We start from the raw sequence: 16,573 nt of genomic DNA, 5'->3' as shown, positions 1-16,573 counted from the left end.
TCACCGCATGAGACCCGGCGATGGGAGCTTTCACCGCATGACATGCGGTGAAAGCTCCCATCAGCCCCCGTCAGGAAAGCTTGCGGAAGAACGCCCGGAGGTCCCCCACCAAAAGGTCCGGCGCGTCCTGCGTCGCCCAGTGGCTGCCCCGGTCGAACTCCTGCCACGAAACGATGTTCGCGTGGTCCCGCTCGGCGAAGCGCCGCAGCGGCCGGAAGTCGTAGGCGAAGCTGGCCAGCCCGGTCGGCGCGGTCGTCGGCTCGGCCGGGTGCTCGCTGTGCTTGTCCTCGTAATAGAACCGCGCCGCCGAAGCCGCGGTGTTGGTGAGCCAGTACAGCGTGGCGTTGGTGAGCACGTGGTCGTCGCTCGTGGCCGACAGCAGCTGCGCGCTCCAAGCCAGCTGCCCGGTCGGCGAGTCGGCCAACGCGTGCGCGAGGTTCTGCGGCGCGCTTTCCTGGAGTTTCGCGTAGCCGGACATGTCGTCGTTGAAGGACTGGAGGAACTGCATGTACTCCAGTTCCTTCTCGGTCATGCCCTCGAACTCCGCCGGATCGCCGCTGGGGAACGAGAACAGCTGCGTCACGTGCACACCGAGCACGTGCTCGGCGTCGATCCGGCCGACCTCGGGGGCGACGAACGAACCGGCGTCGTTCCCGTGCGTGCCGTAGCGCTCGTAGCCGAGGCGGCGCATCAGCTCGGCCCACGCCTGAGCCGTGCGGTACCGGTTCCAGCCCTTCTCGCGCGTCGGGCCGGAGAAGCCGAACCCGGGCAGCGAAGGGATGACCACGTGGAACGCGTCCGCCGCCTCGCCCCCGTGAGAACGCGGGTCCGTCAGCTGGTCGATCAGATCGAGGTATTCGAAGACCGAGTTCGGCCAGCCGTGCGTGAGGATCAGCGGCGTCGCGTCCGGCTCCGGCGAGCGGACGTGCAGGAAGTGGATGTTCTGCCCGTCGATCTCCGTGGTGAACTGCGGGTACTCGTTGAGCTTCGCCTCCCACTTCCGCCAGTCGTAGCCGTCGCGCCAGTACGAGACCAGCCGTCGCACGTACTCCAGCGGCACGCCGTACTCCCAGCCCGGCGTGACCGGTCCGCGCTGCACCCCGTCGGTCACCTGGTCGGTGGGCAGTTCGTTCGCCCAGCGGACGCGGGCCAGGCGGTCGGCGAGGTCGTCCAGCTCGGCCTGCGGGATCTCGACGCGGAAGGGCTTGATCTCGGTGTTTTCGCTCATGAGACCAAGGTAGAGTGCCATTAGGAACATCCCGTTCCTAATGGAGGAGCAGCCTGAAGAAATGTTGGAAACCTCGGCAAGATTGCTCCGTTTGCTCTCCCTGCTGCAGACTCCCCGTGACTGGACCGGCACCGAACTGGCGGAACGCCTGGAGGTCAGCGCCCGCACGATCCGCAACGACGTCGAGCGCCTCCGCGCGCTCGGGTACCCGGTGAACGCGACCCGCGGTTCCGTCGGCGGCTACCGGCTCGGCGCGGGCGCCGATCTGCCGCCGCTGCTGCTGGACGACGAGGAGGCCGTCGCGGTCGCGATCGGCCTGCGCACCGCGGCCGGCGGCACCATCGCGGGTGTGGAGGAGACGTCGTTGCGCGCGCTCGCCAAGCTGGAGCAGGTACTGCCGTCCCGGTTGCGCCGCCGCGTGAACGCCTTGCAGGCGTACACGGTCCCGGTGCCGAGGGACGAGCCCGGCCCGCGCGTCACCGCCGAGACGCTCACCGTGCTGACGGCCTGCTGCCGGGATCACGAAGTGCTGCGATTCGGCTACCGGACGCACGACGGTTCGGAAAGCGTCCGCAAGGTCGAGCCGTATCGCCTGGTGAACTGGGGACGTCGCTGGTATCTCGTCGCCTGGGACCTCGACCGCGGCGACTGGCGCACCTTCCGCGTCGACAGGCTGACCCCGCGTATCCCCACCGGCCCGCGGTTCACCGCGCGCGAGCTGCCCGAGGACGTCACGGATCGCGTGCGGCGTGGGGTGTCGTCCGCCGCTTGGCGCTACCAGGCGGACGTCACCGTGCACGCGTCCGCCGAAGAGGTGACCGCGCGGATCAACCCGGCCGTCGGGACGGTGGAGGCCGTCGACGCGAACACCTGCGTCCTGCACACCGGCGCGGACAGCATCGAGACAATGGCCGTCCACTTAGGACTCCTCAACGCCCCATTCCACGTCACCGAACCCCCGCAGTTAGTCGACTACTTGCGCGAGCTGGCCGATCGATATCGCGACGCCATCCGCATTTAGTCCTCTGAATGCGGGTTTTCAGCGGGCGAAGGTGGTCAGGAACCGGTCCCGGAACGTGTCCATTCGCCACACCGGCGCGTTCCGGTCCGGGTGCAGGCCGTCCTGCCAGTTCCACGCCGCGACCTTGTCGAGCACGGCCTTGTCCCGCGTGACCACGGTGATCGGGACGTCGTGATCCGCGCCCGCGCCGGCGACAATCGGGTTCGGCTGGTGGTCGCCCAGGAACACGAGCACGAGGTCGTCGTCGCCGTACGTCTCCACGTACGAGATGAGCGAGTTCAGCGAATACGCGATCGAGTCGCCGTACGCGCCGCGCACCTTGGCGGGATCGGTGAACACCTCTTCGGGCGTTTTCCCTTGCGAGGGCATGGGATCGTAGATCGATCCGTCGCCGACGGCGGCCCAGTCGACCATGCGGGGCAGCGGTGTCCACGGCCAGTGACTGGTGACGAGGTCGATCTCCGCCATCATCGGCGGGCGGTCCGGCTTCCCGCGTTCGGCCCGCTGGAACGCCGAAAGCGTGAACTGGTCCGGCATCGTGGCGTAGGAGAACTGCGGGCCGTGATACCCGATGCTTCGTGAGTCGTAGTAGCGGTCGTAGCCGTAGACCTTGCCCTCCGGCCAATCTTCGGTATGCGCCGGGACGACGCCGACGGTCTCCCAGCCCGCGCGTTTGAACGCGCCGCCGAGGGTGAACCGGTCGGTCCTCACGAAGTCGTCGTAGCGGTGCTGGCTGTCGACCCACACCCCGGATTGGAACGTCGAGTGCGCCAGCCAGCTGCCCGCGCTCGTCGTCGGCGACGTCAGGAACGCGCTGCGCGAGCCGTAGCCCGCGTTCTTCAGCCGCGCGGTCCCGGCGTCGAGGACCGCGTCGACCTTGGGAGCGATGTCCGAGTCCTGGACGGCCACCCGGCCGTAGCTTTCGATGAAGGTGAACAGCACGTCCTTGCCGCGCAACGCGTTCAGCAGCCCGGAAGACGGCGTGTCACGGAAGGCGTCAACGGCGACTTCTTCGGCGAAGGCCTGCCTGTCCCGGATTCCGGCCCGGACCTGGCGGAGATCGTCGTAGGCGAAGGCGACCGCGCTGCGCGAAGCGAAGGGTTGTCCCGGAGCGAGCTGAGCGCCGGAGACCGCGCACACCATCCAGACCACGCTGAGCACGGCCGTCACCCTGGTCGCCGCCGTGCGCCTTCCGGCGACCACCCGGCTCAGCCGCAGCACGGCCAGCGCCATCAGCACGATCACCATTACCGCGAGCAGCGTCAGCCCCATGAACGAGGCGATCGCGCCCGTCCGGCCGATCGACGTGCCGAGCAGGTCGACGCCGTTGCCGAGCACACCCCAGTCGAAAACCGGGTTGAACCGCCGGTTCAGCGCGAGCCCGAAACCGATGTCGATGGCCTTGAACACGGTCAGCAGCCCGAGGATCGCGCCGACGGACACCGCGACGATCCGCCGGGCGCCGTCGCGCAGCATGAGCACCACCGCCACCCCGAGCAGCGCCTCCACCGGCAACCGCACGAACGCCTCGGGTGTCAGCGCGTCGAGGTCGTTCGGCGCGAGCAGCGCGAACAGCACGAGAACGGCGGACAGGGTGGTCACCGCGCTGGACGCGATCTCACGGGCGGCCGTCCGGTCGCCGGGCAGGCCCACGAGGGCGGGGCGCGTGAAAACCGACAAGGCGGGTTCCTTCCGGGCGGAGAAGCCTTCACCGGGTTACACGGACGACGGACCCCGGCGGTTCAGCCCGATCGCCAGGTGCGCAGCGCCCACCACCAGCCGACGGTGTGCCGCACATGGGTACCGCCGTCGTCTTCCGGCGGATCGAGCGACGCCCCGGTGATCTCGCCGAGCCGGGCGAGCCGGTACCGCACGGTGTTCGCGTGGACGTGCAACGCCGCGGCGGTCTGGTCGAGCCGCCGCCCGTGGTCGAGGTAGGCCAGCGCGGTCGAGACGAGTTGCTCGTGGAAGTCGTCGCCCGGCGTCAGCGCGCTCAGCAGGGTGTCGCCGAGGAGCGCGGCGAGCCCCGGCTGGGCGGCGAGCGCGGTCTCGACGGCCAGATCGGCCACCGCGTGCAGACCGCGGGACCGCGCGGCCGTCGGCAAGGCCATCACGCACAGCGCGTGCATCCCGCGGACCTCCGCGAGCGGGACGGCGGGGGAGACCACCATGAGGACGTCGTCCCCGAGCGCAGACGAGGTGGGAAGCCGCGGCGCCAGCCCGGTCAGCCGCCCGTCGACCAGGCCGAAGACGCCACCCGTCGCGCCGAGCCGTCGCTCGACGACCCGCGCCTGGTACGGATCGCCGACGTCGGAGAGCAGGCAGTGATAGCGCCCGCCCGGGTTCAGCCCGACGTTCGCGACCTCCTCGGCCGAGGGCGCGGCCGTGTCGCCGCCCAGCAACCGCCGCAGCAACCGGGCCCGGCTGTCGTGCACCGTGCGGGAGAGTTCGAGTTCGGCCTCGTGATATCCGGCGATGACCTGCCGTTCGAGCGCGCGCGTGTTCCGGTCGAAGTCGACCAGTGCCGCCAGCATGACGTCGTCCGGCACCCCGGCCGCCTTGCCGCGTTCGACGGCGATCTCGACCGCGCGGCTGCGGCCGGCCTGCACCCCGCGCAGCAGCGCGGCGAGCGGGACCCCCTGCGTGGCCCGGTCCGCGCCGAGGACGGCGGCCGCGGCGTAGTCCTGCTCCCCGGCCCCGCCCGGCCGGTCGAACGAGGCGAGCCCGGCGGCGAGCACGATCGCGACGTGCCGCCGGTTCTCGCCCACCGGCAGGATCGCGACCTCCGGCGACTCCGTGCGGGCGGCACGGACCACTTCGTCGACGACGTCGGCGTCGGCGGCCATCGCGGCCAGCACCTCGTGGAGCGACCGGTGCGCCATCGCCACCGCCTTCCCGCGCGGATTGTGCCCGGTGCACAACGAAGCCGGCGGTCCTTGGCGGCCGTCCCCTACCGAGGGTGTCCGGCCGGTTGGTTTCCTGTGAGCTACCGAAAGGTAACAGGACCTCGCCGAAAGGTGCGCGTGATGCGGAAACGCCGGTTGCTGAATACCGTCCTCGTGACCTGCCTCGCCGCGGCACTGGGCTCGGCGCCCGCCGCCGCGGCGGAAGACGGCCTGCGGCAGGTGCTGTTCGTGGGCAACAACTGGGAGGGGACCGCGGACGTCATCGCGCCTTCCGGCGACTACGCCAAGATCGCGCGCGTGAACATGGTGCCGGACAAGGACGAACGGCTCACCGAGATCTACCTGAACCCGATCAAACTCGCCTTCTTCCTCGGCATCCGCAACGGTGTCGGCGAGGGACACGACCAGCTCGTCGACGATCTCTACACCACCCCGGACGGCCGCGCGGTGGTCGCGTCCCGCCCGAGTTTCGCCGACGTCGTGTCGATCGACCTCGCCACCGGCCGCGTCAACTGGCGGTTCCCGGTGTCGGGTTTCCGCTCCGACCACATGGCCGTGTCGCCGGACGGCCGCAGCATCGCGGTGTCGGCCTCGACGTCGAACACCGTCCACGTGCTCGACATCGAGACCGGACGGCAGCTCGGCTCGTTCAAGACCGGCGACAAACCGCACGAGAACACCTACACCGACGGCGGCCGGTACCTCTGGAACAGCTCGATCGGCGAGGTCAACACCGCGCTCGACGCGCCGTGGCAGGACTTCACCAAGGGCGACCGGCGGCTCACCGTCGTCGACGCGACCACCTTCAAGCAGGTGAAGGTGATCGACATGCGCGAGCGCTTGGACGCCTTCGGGCGTGGCGATCTCTCCGACGCCGTCCGGCCGGTGGCCTTCACCCCCGACGAGTCGAAGCTGTACTTCCAGGTGTCGTTCTTCAACGGCCTTCTCGAATACGACGTCGCCACCGACCGGATCACGCGGTCGAAGACGCTGCCGAAGAACCCGGACACGAGTGAGGACCGCACCACCTGGGTCAACGACTCGCGGCACCACGGGCTTTCGATGAGCCCGGCGGGGGACAAGCTCTGCGTCGCCGGGACGATGGACGACTACGCGACCATTGTGGACCGCGCGAGCCTGCGGGAGGCTCAGCTCGTGACGGCGGCGAAGCCGTACTGGGCGACCGTGAGCGGTGACGGAAGGCATTGCGTCATCTCGGAAAGCGGATCGGACCAGGTGACCGCGATCGACTTCGCGACCGGCGCGAAGGTGAAGTCCATTCCGGTCGGCGACCACCCGCAGCGGATCCGGATCGGCCACGTTCCCGAGGGCTGGGCGGGGCCCGCCGGCCGGTGACCCGCGCCGCTCAGCGCACGATCTTGGCTCCGCTGTGGCACCGTTTCAGGAATGAGTCTGCGTCTGGGGCCCTTGCTGCGGCATGTCGACGAGACGTCGGCGACGGTGTGGGTCGAGACCGGCACCGCCGGTGAGGTCGAAGTGCTCGGCACCACCGCGAGGACGTTCGAGATCAAGGGCCATCACTACGCCCTGCTGGTGCTGACCGGTCTCGAACCCGGCTCGTGCGTCGAGTACGAAGTGCGCGTCGACGGCGAAAAGGTGTGGCCTCCGGCCGGTTCCGAGTTCCCGCCGAGCCGGATCCGGACGTTGCCCGAGGAGGAGTCGAGGGTCCGGCTCGTCTTCGGCTCGTGCCGCAAACCGCACGACGGCGACGCCTTCGGCCCGGACGCGCTGGCCGCGTACGCCCGCCGGATGGCCGCGGGCGAGGAAACCGAGTGGCCGCAGGCGTTGCTGATGCTGGGTGATCAGGTCTACGCCGACGAGACCACCGACGAGACGCAGGAATGGTTGAAACGCCGCCGGGACACCTCCCGGCCGCCGGGTACCGAGGTGATGGACTTCGAGGAATACACCCATCTGTACTTCGAGGCCTGGGGCGAGCCGGCGATCCGCTGGCTGCTGTCCACCGTGCCGACGTCGATGATCTTCGACGACCACGACGTCCGCGACGATTGGAACACCTCCCTCGCCTGGCAGCGGCGGATGCGCGCGCAGCCGTGGTGGCGGGAACGGCTGCGCGGCGCGATCATGTCGTATTGGGTCTACCAGCACCTGGGGAACCTCGGCCCCGCGGAGCTCGCCGAAGACGGCACCTTCCAGAAGGCGATCGGTTCCGGCGGTGACAACGCCGATCTGCTCTCCGCGTTCGCCGATGAAGCCGACAACGAGCGCGACGGCACCAAAGGCGCGCGGTGGAGCTATCGCCGGGACTTCGGCGGCGTGCGGTTGCTGGTCATCGACAGCCGGGCGGGGCGGATCCTGGCGGGCGGCGCGCGGTCCATGGTCGACGACGACGAATTCGACTGGATCGAGGAGAACGCCGCCGCGCCGTGCGACCACCTGCTGATCGGCTCGTCGCTGCCCTGGCTGCTGCCGCCGGTCATCTCCCACCTGCAGTCGCTGAACGAACGTGCCTGCGACCGTCCCGGATGGCGCGGCAGGCTCGCGGAGAAGATCCGCCAGGCCGCCGACCTCGAACACTGGGCCGCGTTCCGGGCGTCGTTCGAGCGGTTGTCCGCGATGATCGCCCGCGAGGGACGGCGGGACGATCCGCCCGCCACCATCGCGGTGCTTTCGGGCGACGTCCACCACGCCTACATCGCCGAGGCGCACTACCCCGAGCCGGTGACTTCGACCGTCTTCCAGCTCACCTGCTCCCCGGTCCACAACGCCATGCCGCGTTTCCTCCGATGGGCTTTCGCCGGCACGTGGTCGGCCGCGCCGGCGTCCCTCGCGCGCCGCTGGGCCGGCCGGGGTGGCGTCGCGCCCGACCCGCTGACCTGGACCAAGGTGTCCGGACCGCATTTCGGCAACGTCATCGCCACGGTCGAGACCGAGGGCCGGGCGTGCGTCACGACGATCGAGCAGGCGACCGGCGACGGACTGGTCGAAGTGGCCCGACAGAGGCTTACCCGGGCCGAATAGGCGCTGGGTAATATCGGCCCGTGACAACCTCTGCCGAAACACTCGAGTTCCAGTCGGAGGCACGTCAGCTGCTTCAGCTGATGATCCACTCGATCTACTCGAACAAGGACACCTTCCTGCGGGAGCTGGTGTCCAACGCCTCCGACGCACTGGACAAACTCCGCCTCGAAGCGTTCCGTGACAAGGAACTCCAGGCGGACACCGACGATCTCCACATCGAGATCGCGACCGACCCCGAAAACCGCACCCTCACCGTGCGGGACAACGGAATCGGGATGAGCCGGGACGACGTCGTGGCGCTGATCGGCACGATCGCGAAATCCGGCACCGCCGAATTCCTGAAGAAACTGAAGGAGACCAAGGATTCCGCGGCCTCGCAGGATCTGATCGGCCAATTCGGCATCGGCTTCTACGCCAGCTTCATGGTGGCCGACAAGGTCACGCTGCTGACCCGCCGCGCCGGATCGGACGAGGGCGTCCGCTGGGAATCCGAGGGCGAAGGCACGTACACCATCGAGACGGTCCCGGACCTGCCGCAGGGCACGTCGGTCGTCCTGCACCTCAAGCCCGAGGACGCCGAAGACCAGCTCTTCGACTACACCTCGGCCACGAAGATCAAGCAGATCGTCAAGAAGTACTCGGACTTCATCACCTGGCCCATCCGGATGACCGAAGGCGAAGAGGTCGTCACGGTCAACTCGATGAAGGCGCTGTGGGCCCGTCCGTCGTCCGACGTCACCGAGGACGAGTACAACGAGTTCTACAAGCACGTCGCGCACGACTGGAACGACCCGCTGGAGACGATCCGGCTCCAGGCCGAGGGCACCTTCGAGTACCAGGCGCTGCTGTTCCTGCCCGGCCACGCGCCGCTCGACCTGTTCATGCGGGAGCGCAAACGCGGTGTCCAGCTGTACGTGAAGCGCGTCTTCATCATGGACGACTGCGAAGCGCTGATGCCGGAGTACCTGCGCTTCGTGAAGGGCGTCGTCGACGCGCAGGACCTCTCGCTCAACGTCTCGCGCGAGATCCTGCAGCAGGACCGGCAGATCCAGCTGATCCGCCGTCGCCTGGTCAAGAAGGTTCTGTCGACGGTCAAGACCCTGATGGCCGACGAGAACCGCTACAAGTACGACACCTTCTGGAAGGAGTTCGGCCGGGCCGTCAAGGAAGGCCTGCTGGACGACCACGAGAACCGCACCGCGATCCTCGACATCTGCTCGTTCGCCTCGACGAACGACCCGGAGAAGCTCACGTCGCTGCGTGAGTACGTCGAGCGGATGAAGGACGGCCAGGAGCACATCTACTACCTGACCGGCGAATCGCGGCAGAGCATCGAGAACTCCCCGCATCTGGAAGCCTTCCAGGCCAAGGGTTACGAGGTGCTCGTGCTCACCGACCCGATCGACGAGATGTGGGTCGACGCCGTCTCGGGCTACGAGGAGAAGCAGTTCCAGTCGGTCGCGAAGGGCGAGGTCGAACTCGACTCCGACACCACCGACGAGCAGAAGGAAGAGTTCTCCGGGCTGCTGACCTGGCTGACGACGACGCTGTCGGATCAGGTCAAGGAGGTCCGGCTGTCGTCGCGGCTGACGACGTCACCCGCCTGCATCGTCGGCGACACGAACGACGTCACCCCGACGCTGGAGAAGATGTACCGCGCGATGGGCCAGGAACTGCCGCAGATCAAGCGGATCCTGGAACTGAACCCGGGGCACCCGCTGGTGTCCGGGCTGCGGTCCTCGTTCACCGAGAAGGGCGAGTCCGAAGGGCTCGCGGAGACCGCGGAACTGTTGTACGGCATGGCTTTGCTCGCCGAAGGCGGCGAACTGGCCGACCCGGCGCGCTTTACCAAGCTGCTCGCCACGCACCTGCAGAAGACCCTGTAGTTCGAAGCGGCCAGGCCGCTCACATCGGTGGCCAAGTACATGAAGGCCCCCTTCCTTGCGCCTAGGTACAGGAAGGGGGCCTTCACGTACTTCAGGGCCGGGTCTTCCAGAGCACCAGCACGAAGTACGGCGTCCCGACCATCGCGATGACCAGGCCCGCCGGGATCTGGGCGGGCGCGATGACCGTCCGCCCCAGGGTGTCCGCGACGCTCACCAGCAGCGCCCCGAGCGCCGCGGCCACCGGGACGATCCGGCCGTGCCGTCCACCCACCAGCGAGCGCGCCAGATGCGGTGCGACCAGGCCGACGAAGACGACCACACCGATGGCGGACACCGCGGTGGCCGCCAGGATCCCGGACGCCGCCAGCACCACCAGCCGTGACCGTTCGATGCGCATCCCGAGCACGCGCGGGGTGTCCTCGTCGAGGGCGTGCAGGTCGAGTTCCCGGTGCTTGATCCACAGCAACGGCGTCAGCGCGACGAGCGCGAGCGCCACCGGCACGACCTGGTCCAGCGTGCGGCCGTAGGTCGACCCGGAAAGCCAGGTCAGCGCCTTGGCCGAGTTCCACGGGTCGGAGACCACGATCAGCAGCGTGATCAGCGCCATCCCGGCCGACCAGACCGCGATGCCGATGATCACCAGCCGGTCCGAATCCAGCCCCGACCGCCACGCCAGCCCGTAGACCAGCAGGAACACCACGGTCGCGCCGGCACCGGCCGCACCGGCGATCGACCAGGCGCCGACCGCGGGGACGATGGTGATCAGCGTGATCGCGCCGAGCCCGGCGCCCGCGGTGATGCCGAGCAACCCGGGTTCGGCGAGCGGGTTGCGGCTGACCGACTGGATCCCGCAGCCGGACACGGCCAGCGCGGCACCGGCGAGCAGCGCGGCCAGCACCCGCGGAAGCCGTTGGTCCAGCACGAAGGTGAGCGCGGTCCCGGTGTTGCCGGTGACCCAGTTCGCGAGATCGCCGAGCAGCACCATGCGGTCGCCCAGCATCAGGCCTGCTACCGGGACGACGGCGAGGAGAGCCACCAGGACGACGGAAATGAGCACGAGCCGCCGGGTCGATCCGGCGACCCCGACCCGCCCGGCCGGAGCCGGACGGCGCGAGCCGCTTCCCCGGCCGCGCCGCGCCAGCCACACCATCACGACGGCGCCGACGATCGTGGTCACCACCCCGGTCGGCACCCGTACGGCGGCGGCCGAGCCCATGATCGCCCGCAGGACGACGTCGGCGCCGAGCACCGTGACGACGCCGACCAGCCCGGAAACCGGCAGCAGGGCACGATGTTTGGCGATCGGCAGCAGCAGCCGCGTGATCACCGGCGCGCTCAGTCCGACGAACCCGACCGGCCCGGCGACGGTCACCGCCGCCGCGGTCAGCGCGACGGTCAGCACGATCGCGGTGACCCGGGTCCGGCGGACGCGCAGGCCGAGCACGGTCGCGTTGTCGTCGCCGAGGGCGAGGATGTCGAGTTTGCCGCCCATCGCGACGAGCGCCACCACGGCGATCACCACGATCGGCGTCATCTGACCGGTCGCACGCAGATCGGCCACCGTCAGCGAACCGCTGCCCCAAGCGAACAGCCCGCTCGTCTCCTCCTCGAACAGGAGCAGCAGCAGGACGGTCACCGACTGGAGCGCCAGCAGCATCGCCGAACCGACGAGCACCAGCCGTGGGCTCGCGGCACCGCCGCCCGCGAGACCGAGTACGACGACGGCCGCGGCGAGCCCGCCCATGAACGCCGCCCCGCCCACCGGCACGAGCGGCAGCGAGAGACCGAACGCGGAGATGGCGACCACGGCGAAATGCGCGCCCGCGTTGACCGCGAGCGTGTCCGGCGAGGCGAGCGGATTCCTTGCCACGGACTGCATTCCCGCGCCCGCGACACCGAGAGCGATCCCGAGCAGCAACGCGGCGAGCAGCCGGGGGACGCGCGCGCCCTCCAGTACCGCGAGGGTCTGCGCGTCGCCCTGGCCGAAGATCGCCTTCACCACGTCCAGCGGACCGGACGTCGAAGTGCCCTGCGTCAGGTGGATGCCGGCGAGGACGGCGATGAGCACCACCAGCCCCGCCGACACCGCGATGGTGCGGGCACGCATCAGGCCGTGACTGCCTTCACGATCTGGTCGGCGGTCATGATGATCGACTTCGGTCCGCCGAAGGTCCACGTGCCCGACTCGAGTTTGTGGATCTTCTTCGACACGACGAACGGCAGCCGCTGGTAGACGGCGTTCTGCGCGAGCCCGGTGGTGAAGACGTCCTCTTCGGACGCGCTGTAGAACAGCACGGTCTTCGGGTCGGTGATCGCGGTCAGGCCCTCGACGTCGGTCTGGCCGAGACCCCACTGCGGGTCGACCTTGCCGGTCCAGGCGTTCTTCAGGCCGACGGCCTCGGCGGTGTCGGAGACCAGCGAACCCTTGCCGAACGGGCGGATGCTGACGGTGCTGCCTTCGAGGTAGCCGTCGGCCATCAGGAACGGGGTGCCCGCGGCGCCCTTGGCCTCGACGGTCTTCTTGCCCTCGGCGAGTTTGGCGTCCATTTCGGACAGTTGCTTGTCCGCGTCGGCCTCCTTGCCGACCGTCTTCGCGATCAGCTTGAAGTCCTCGCGCAGGCGGTCGAAGTTCCGGCTCGCGTCGCTGGACTTGGTCACCACGACCGGCACGTATTTCTCGATCTGCGGGACCAGGGTCGAGTCGCGCTCGTCGGCGATGATGACGACGTCGGGGTTCAGCCCGACGATCGCGTCGACGCTGGGCTCGTTGCGCTTGCCGACGTCCTTGACCTCGGCGGACAGGGGAGCGGCCTTGTCCCAGACGTTGTAGCCCGCGACGTCCGCGGCGCCGACCGGCATGACACCGAGCGACGCGACCATCTCGGCCTCGCCCCACTCCAGCGCGACGACGCGCTTCGCCGGGGCCTTGAGGGTGACGGCCTTGCCGCGCGCGTCGGTCACGGTGACCGGTCCGCTCGCGGCGGCGGATTCGCTCGGCGCGGCCGCGGTGTTCTCCGTGGTGCCGCAGGCGGAAAGCAGCAGGGCGGTCGCCGCGACGAGGGCGGCGGGGATCGGCAAACGCATGGTTCTTCCTGGATTTCTCAGGCGGGCCTGGGCGAATACCGCCCGAGTGGCCTGCAGTGGATCGCGCCCGTCACCGGGTCGTTCGCGACGTGGACGGTGACGCCGTAGGCCTTGGAGAGGTGTTCGGAGGTGAGCACCTGCCCGATGTCACCCGTGGCCACGATGGTTCCTTCGCTCAGCAGGACGACCTCGTCGGCGATGATCGCCGCGTGGTCGAGGTCGTGCAGCACCACGCCGACCGCGACGCCTTCTCCTGCCAGATCGCGGACGACGTCGAGGATCTCGACCTGATAGCGCAGGTCGAGATGGTTGGTGGGCTCGTCGAGCAGCAGCACGGAGGTCTGCTGGGCGAGACAGGAGGCGAGCCAGACGCGCTGGAGTTCGCCGCCGGAGAGCTCGTCGACCCCGCGTTCGGCCATCGCCGTCACGCCGGTGAGTTCCATCGCGCGGCGGACCGCGGCGGCGCCGTCGATGTCGACCCCGCGCCAGCCGGAGCGGTACGGATACCGGCCGTAGGAGACGACGTCGCGCACGGAGACCCCGCTCGGGGTGGGCCGGTGCTGGGTCAGCAGCGTGACCTGGCGGGCGAATTCCTTGCCGGACAACGCGTTGCCGCCCCAGACGGCGCGCTCTCCGAGCCGGACGTCGCCCTCGCGGGGCTTGTGCAGCCGCGCCAGCGAACGCAGGAGCGTCGACTTGCCGGAGCCGTTCGGCCCGACCAGCGCGGTCACCGTACCGGCGCGCAGGGACAGGGACACCCCGTCCACCACGGCCCGCTCTTGGTGCGCGAGCACCAGGTCATGGCCGGTGAGCAGCGCGTCTTCCGTAGACATGAGGGGAGCCTAACCTAAGGCGAGGCTCGGACCCATGTCACGAGAGACACAGAGCGCGGGGTGATTGTCCGGTTACGCTGCCCGTGCCGTTTCCCGCCGCCGCTTGGCCAGCCGCTTCCCGACGATCCCGTGCCGCGGCCCGAACAGGTACACCAGCGTGAACCCGGCGCCCTGCACCAGCACGATCATCCCGCCGGACGCGGTGTCGAGGTGGTAGCTCAGGTACAGCCCGGCCACCGCCGCGAGCACCGAGAACGACGGCGCGATCACGAGCATGCGGCCGAACCGGTCGGTCAGCAGGTACGCCGTCGCGCCGGGGATGATCAGCATCGCCACCACCAGGATCACGCCGACCACCTGCAGCGCCACCACCGCGGTCAGCGCGAGCAGGCCGAGCAGCGCGGCGCCGAGCACCCGCGGGTTGAGCCCGATCGCGTGCGCGTGCGTGGGATCGAAGGCGTACAAGGTGAAATCGCGGCGTTTGAGCACGAGCAGGGTGAGCGTGATCGCGCCGAGGACGCCGATCTGGATCAGATCCGAGGTGTCGACGCCGAGCAGGTTGCCGAAGATGATGTGGTTCAGGTCGGTCTGGCTCGGCGTCACCGAGATCAGCACGAGGCCGAGCGCGAACAACGTGGTGAACACGATGCCGATCGCGGCGTCCTCCTTGACCCGGCTGGTGTCCCGGACGACGCCGATCAACGCCACGGCGAGGAAGCCGAACACGACGGCGCCCAGCGCGAAGGGCGCGCCGAGGACATAGGCGAGCACGACACCGGGCAGCACCGCGTGCGAGACCGCGTCGCCCATCAGCGACCAGCCGATCAGCACCAGCCAGCAGGAGAGCACCGCGCAGACCGCGGACGCGATCACCGTGGACGCCAGCGCCCGCACCATGAAGTCGTAGCTGAGCGGTTCGAGGAACAGGTCGTAGAGGCTCACGCGGGTTCTTCTTCCCGTTGCAGGACATCGAGCCCGAAGGCGAGCGCGAGATTCTCGGGCCGGAGCACCTCGCCGGGGGAGCCGTGCGCGAGCACCTTGCGCATCAGCAGGATCGCCTCGTCGGCCAGGCCGGGCAGCGCGTGCAGATCGTGGGTGGAGATCAGGACCGCGGCGCCGTCGGCCGCGAGTTCCTTGAGCAGCCGGGTGATCGTGGCCTCGGAGCGCTTGTCCACCCCGGCGAACGGCTCGTCCAGCAGTAGGACACGGGCGCCCTGGGCGATCCCGCGCGCGACGAACGCGCGTTTGCGCTGCCCGCCGGACAACTGACCGATCTGGCGTCCGGCGAGTTCGGTCAGCTCGACCCGTTCCAGCGCGTGGTCGACGGCTTCGTGGTCGGCGCGGCGCGGGCGGCGCGTGAAGCCGAGCCGCCCGTAGCGGCCGGTCATCACGACGTCCCGCACGGACAGCGGGAACGACCAGTCGACGTCCTCGCTCTGCGGCACGTACCCGATCACGCCGGTCTTGCGGGCGCGGGCGGGGGTGCCGCCGTCGATCGACACCGTGCCGGTGTCCGGCCGGACCATGCCCATGATCGTCTTGAACAGCGTCGACTTGCCGGAGCCGTTCATCCCGACCAGTCCGCACACGCGGCCGTGATCGAGCGTGACGTCGACACCGTCGAGCGCGAGGACGTCTCCGTAGTGGACGGTGACGCCTTCGACGCGGATCGCGGCCGTCACGGCTTCGCCCCGGTGAGCGCGGCGACGATCGTCTTCGAGTCGTGGCGGATGAGGTCGAGGTACGTCGGCACGGGACCTTCCGGCCCGGACAGCGAATCGACGAAGAGCACGCCGCCGAACGCGGCACCGGTCGCCGAGACGACCTGCCGCATCGGGGCGTCGGAGACGGTCGACTCACAGAACACCGCGGGGACCTTGTTCTCCTTGACGAACCCGATCGCGCGGGTGATCTGCTGCGGGGTCGCCTGCTGTTCGGCGTTGACCGCCCAGATGTACCGCTCGGTGAGCCCGGTGTCGCGCGCCAGATAGGAAAAGGCGCCTTCGCAGGTGACCAGCGCGCGCTCGTTCTTCGGCAGGGCGCTCAGCGCGTTCGTCATCTCGTCCTGCACCCCCTGCAGTTTCGCCTTGTAGGCGTCGCCGTTGGCCTTGAACACGGCAGCGTCGCCGGAGGAGAGCTCGCTGAACGCCTTCACCATGTTGTCCACGTAGATACCCACATTTTTCGGGGACATCCACGCGTGCGGGTTCGGCTTGCCCTGATAGGCGTCCTCGCCGATGGCGATGGGCTGGACACCTTCGCTGACCACCTTGTGCGGCGCGTCGCTCTCCTTGACGAACCGGGCGAACCACGCCTCCAGGTTCAGTCCGTTGTCGAGGATCAAGTCGGCCTTCGCGGCCTTCTTGATGTCGTCAGGCGTGGGCTCGTAGCCGTGGATCTCCGCGCCGGGTTTGGTGATCGACTCGACGCGGAGCTTGTCGCCCGCGACGTTCGAGGCGATGTCCGCCAGGACCGTGAACGTGGTCAGCACGACCGGCCGCTTGTCGTCCGTGCCGCCGGCGGGTCCGCCGCATGCGGACAGGACGAGTGCGGACGCCGCCAGCGCGCACACGGTCTTGCGCAGATTCGCCATCCCGTGAGTCTAGAGTTCG

13 protein-coding genes are annotated in these 16,573 nt (G+C 69.2%); 4 read left to right on the top strand and 9 right to left on the bottom strand.

Translation table 11 applies throughout. From position 1 onward, the window contains the following. Window positions 1–70: 70 nt before the first annotated feature. Complete coding sequence (locus tag AJAP_RS32375; RefSeq protein WP_038518570.1) at window positions 71–1,228, bottom strand: epoxide hydrolase family protein; 1,158 nt, start codon at window positions 1,226–1,228, stop codon at window positions 71–73. 61 nt (window positions 1,229–1,289) lie between these two features. Between AJAP_RS32375 and AJAP_RS32370 the strand changes: the two genes are divergently transcribed. Beyond that, the gene (locus AJAP_RS32370) at window positions 1,290–2,249 is read left to right on the top strand and encodes a helix-turn-helix transcriptional regulator (RefSeq protein WP_038518567.1); all 960 of its coding nucleotides are present in this window, start codon (window positions 1,290–1,292) and stop codon (window positions 2,247–2,249) included. 18 nt (window positions 2,250–2,267) lie between these two features. Here the strand turns inward: AJAP_RS32370 and AJAP_RS32365 are convergent, their stop codons facing one another. Together AJAP_RS32365 and AJAP_RS32360 are read right to left on the bottom strand one after the other, a co-directional pair. Next, on the bottom strand, window positions 2,268–3,929 hold the full coding sequence (locus tag AJAP_RS32365; protein ID WP_051972667.1) for a sulfatase-like hydrolase/transferase: 1,662 nt from the start codon (window positions 3,927–3,929) through the stop codon (window positions 2,268–2,270). A 62-nt stretch (window positions 3,930–3,991) separates the two neighbouring features. Beyond that, window positions 3,992–5,131: a PucR family transcriptional regulator gene (locus AJAP_RS32360; RefSeq protein ID WP_038518564.1), complete on the bottom strand. Its 1,140-nt coding sequence runs from the start codon at window positions 5,129–5,131 to the stop codon at window positions 3,992–3,994. Between the two features lie 144 nt (window positions 5,132–5,275). On the opposite strand from AJAP_RS32360, the gene AJAP_RS32355 reads away from it, so the two are divergent. The 3 genes from AJAP_RS32355 to htpG are packed head-to-tail and all read left to right on the top strand — an operon-like array spanning window position 5,276 to window position 10,044. Then, window positions 5,276–6,511, top strand: coding sequence for a YncE family protein (locus AJAP_RS32355; RefSeq protein ID WP_038518562.1), 1,236 nt, complete (start codon window positions 5,276–5,278; stop codon window positions 6,509–6,511). A 51-nt stretch (window positions 6,512–6,562) separates the two neighbouring features. Next, window positions 6,563–8,158: an alkaline phosphatase D family protein gene (locus tag AJAP_RS32350; protein ID WP_038518559.1), complete on the top strand. Its 1,596-nt coding sequence runs from the start codon at window positions 6,563–6,565 to the stop codon at window positions 8,156–8,158. A gap of 20 nt (window positions 8,159–8,178) precedes the next feature. Further along, entirely contained in the window at window positions 8,179–10,044 is a 1,866-nt protein-coding gene (gene htpG / locus AJAP_RS32345; protein ID WP_038518556.1) for a molecular chaperone HtpG, read from the top strand. Between the two features lie 91 nt (window positions 10,045–10,135). Here the strand turns inward: htpG and AJAP_RS32340 are convergent, their stop codons facing one another. The 6 genes from AJAP_RS32340 to AJAP_RS32315 form a co-directional block, all read right to left on the bottom strand. Further along, window positions 10,136–12,151, bottom strand: coding sequence for an iron ABC transporter permease (locus AJAP_RS32340; RefSeq protein ID WP_038518553.1), 2,016 nt, complete (start codon window positions 12,149–12,151; stop codon window positions 10,136–10,138). Then, entirely contained in the window at window positions 12,151–13,128 is a 978-nt protein-coding gene (locus AJAP_RS32335) for an ABC transporter substrate-binding protein (RefSeq protein WP_038518551.1), read from the bottom strand. Before AJAP_RS32335 ends, AJAP_RS32340 begins: the two co-directional genes overlap by 1 nt. A gap of 17 nt (window positions 13,129–13,145) precedes the next feature. After that, window positions 13,146–13,961 (bottom strand): ABC transporter ATP-binding protein, encoded by an 816-nt coding sequence (locus AJAP_RS32330; protein WP_038518548.1) that lies wholly within the window; start codon window positions 13,959–13,961, stop codon window positions 13,146–13,148. A 72-nt stretch (window positions 13,962–14,033) separates the two neighbouring features. Further along, a complete protein-coding gene (locus AJAP_RS32325) occupies window positions 14,034–14,903 on the bottom strand; it encodes a metal ABC transporter permease (RefSeq protein WP_037346150.1) in 870 nt (289 codons plus the stop codon). Continuing rightward, window positions 14,900–15,643, bottom strand: a complete 744-nt coding sequence (locus AJAP_RS32320; RefSeq protein WP_038518545.1) for a metal ABC transporter ATP-binding protein — start codon at window positions 15,641–15,643, stop codon at window positions 14,900–14,902. Before AJAP_RS32320 ends, AJAP_RS32325 begins: the two co-directional genes overlap by 4 nt. Next, on the bottom strand, window positions 15,640–16,554 hold the full coding sequence (locus tag AJAP_RS32315; protein WP_038518543.1) for a metal ABC transporter substrate-binding protein: 915 nt from the start codon (window positions 16,552–16,554) through the stop codon (window positions 15,640–15,642). The genes AJAP_RS32320 and AJAP_RS32315 overlap by 4 nt, the downstream gene beginning before the upstream one ends. Window positions 16,555–16,573 lie beyond the last annotated feature (19 nt).

The organism is Amycolatopsis japonica, assembly GCF_000732925.1.
In the GTDB taxonomy this organism is placed as follows: Bacteria; Actinomycetota; Actinomycetes; order Mycobacteriales; family Pseudonocardiaceae; genus Amycolatopsis; species Amycolatopsis japonica.
Note: the sequence above shows the minus strand (reverse complement) of the source record. Positions and strands in the feature narration are given on the sequence as shown.

Excerpts from the sequence above, each read along its gene's own strand:
- AJAP_RS32375 (WP_038518570.1), bottom strand. The coding sequence starts at position 1,228 with ATGAGCGAAAACACCGAGATCAAGCCCTTCCGCGTCGAGATCCCGCAG.
- AJAP_RS32370 (WP_038518567.1), top strand. The coding sequence starts at position 1,290 with ATGTTGGAAACCTCGGCAAGATTGCTCCGTTTGCTCTCCCTGCTGCAG.
- AJAP_RS32360 (WP_038518564.1), bottom strand. The coding sequence starts at position 5,131 with ATGGCGCACCGGTCGCTCCACGAGGTGCTGGCCGCGATGGCCGCCGAC.
- AJAP_RS32355 (WP_038518562.1), top strand. The coding sequence starts at position 5,276 with ATGCGGAAACGCCGGTTGCTGAATACCGTCCTCGTGACCTGCCTCGCC.
- AJAP_RS32350 (WP_038518559.1), top strand. The coding sequence starts at position 6,563 with ATGAGTCTGCGTCTGGGGCCCTTGCTGCGGCATGTCGACGAGACGTCG.
- AJAP_RS32340 (WP_038518553.1), bottom strand. The coding sequence starts at position 12,151 with ATGCGTGCCCGCACCATCGCGGTGTCGGCGGGGCTGGTGGTGCTCATC.
- AJAP_RS32335 (WP_038518551.1), bottom strand. The coding sequence starts at position 13,128 with ATGCGTTTGCCGATCCCCGCCGCCCTCGTCGCGGCGACCGCCCTGCTG.
- AJAP_RS32330 (WP_038518548.1), bottom strand. The coding sequence starts at position 13,961 with ATGTCTACGGAAGACGCGCTGCTCACCGGCCATGACCTGGTGCTCGCG.
- AJAP_RS32315 (WP_038518543.1), bottom strand. The coding sequence starts at position 16,554 with ATGGCGAATCTGCGCAAGACCGTGTGCGCGCTGGCGGCGTCCGCACTC.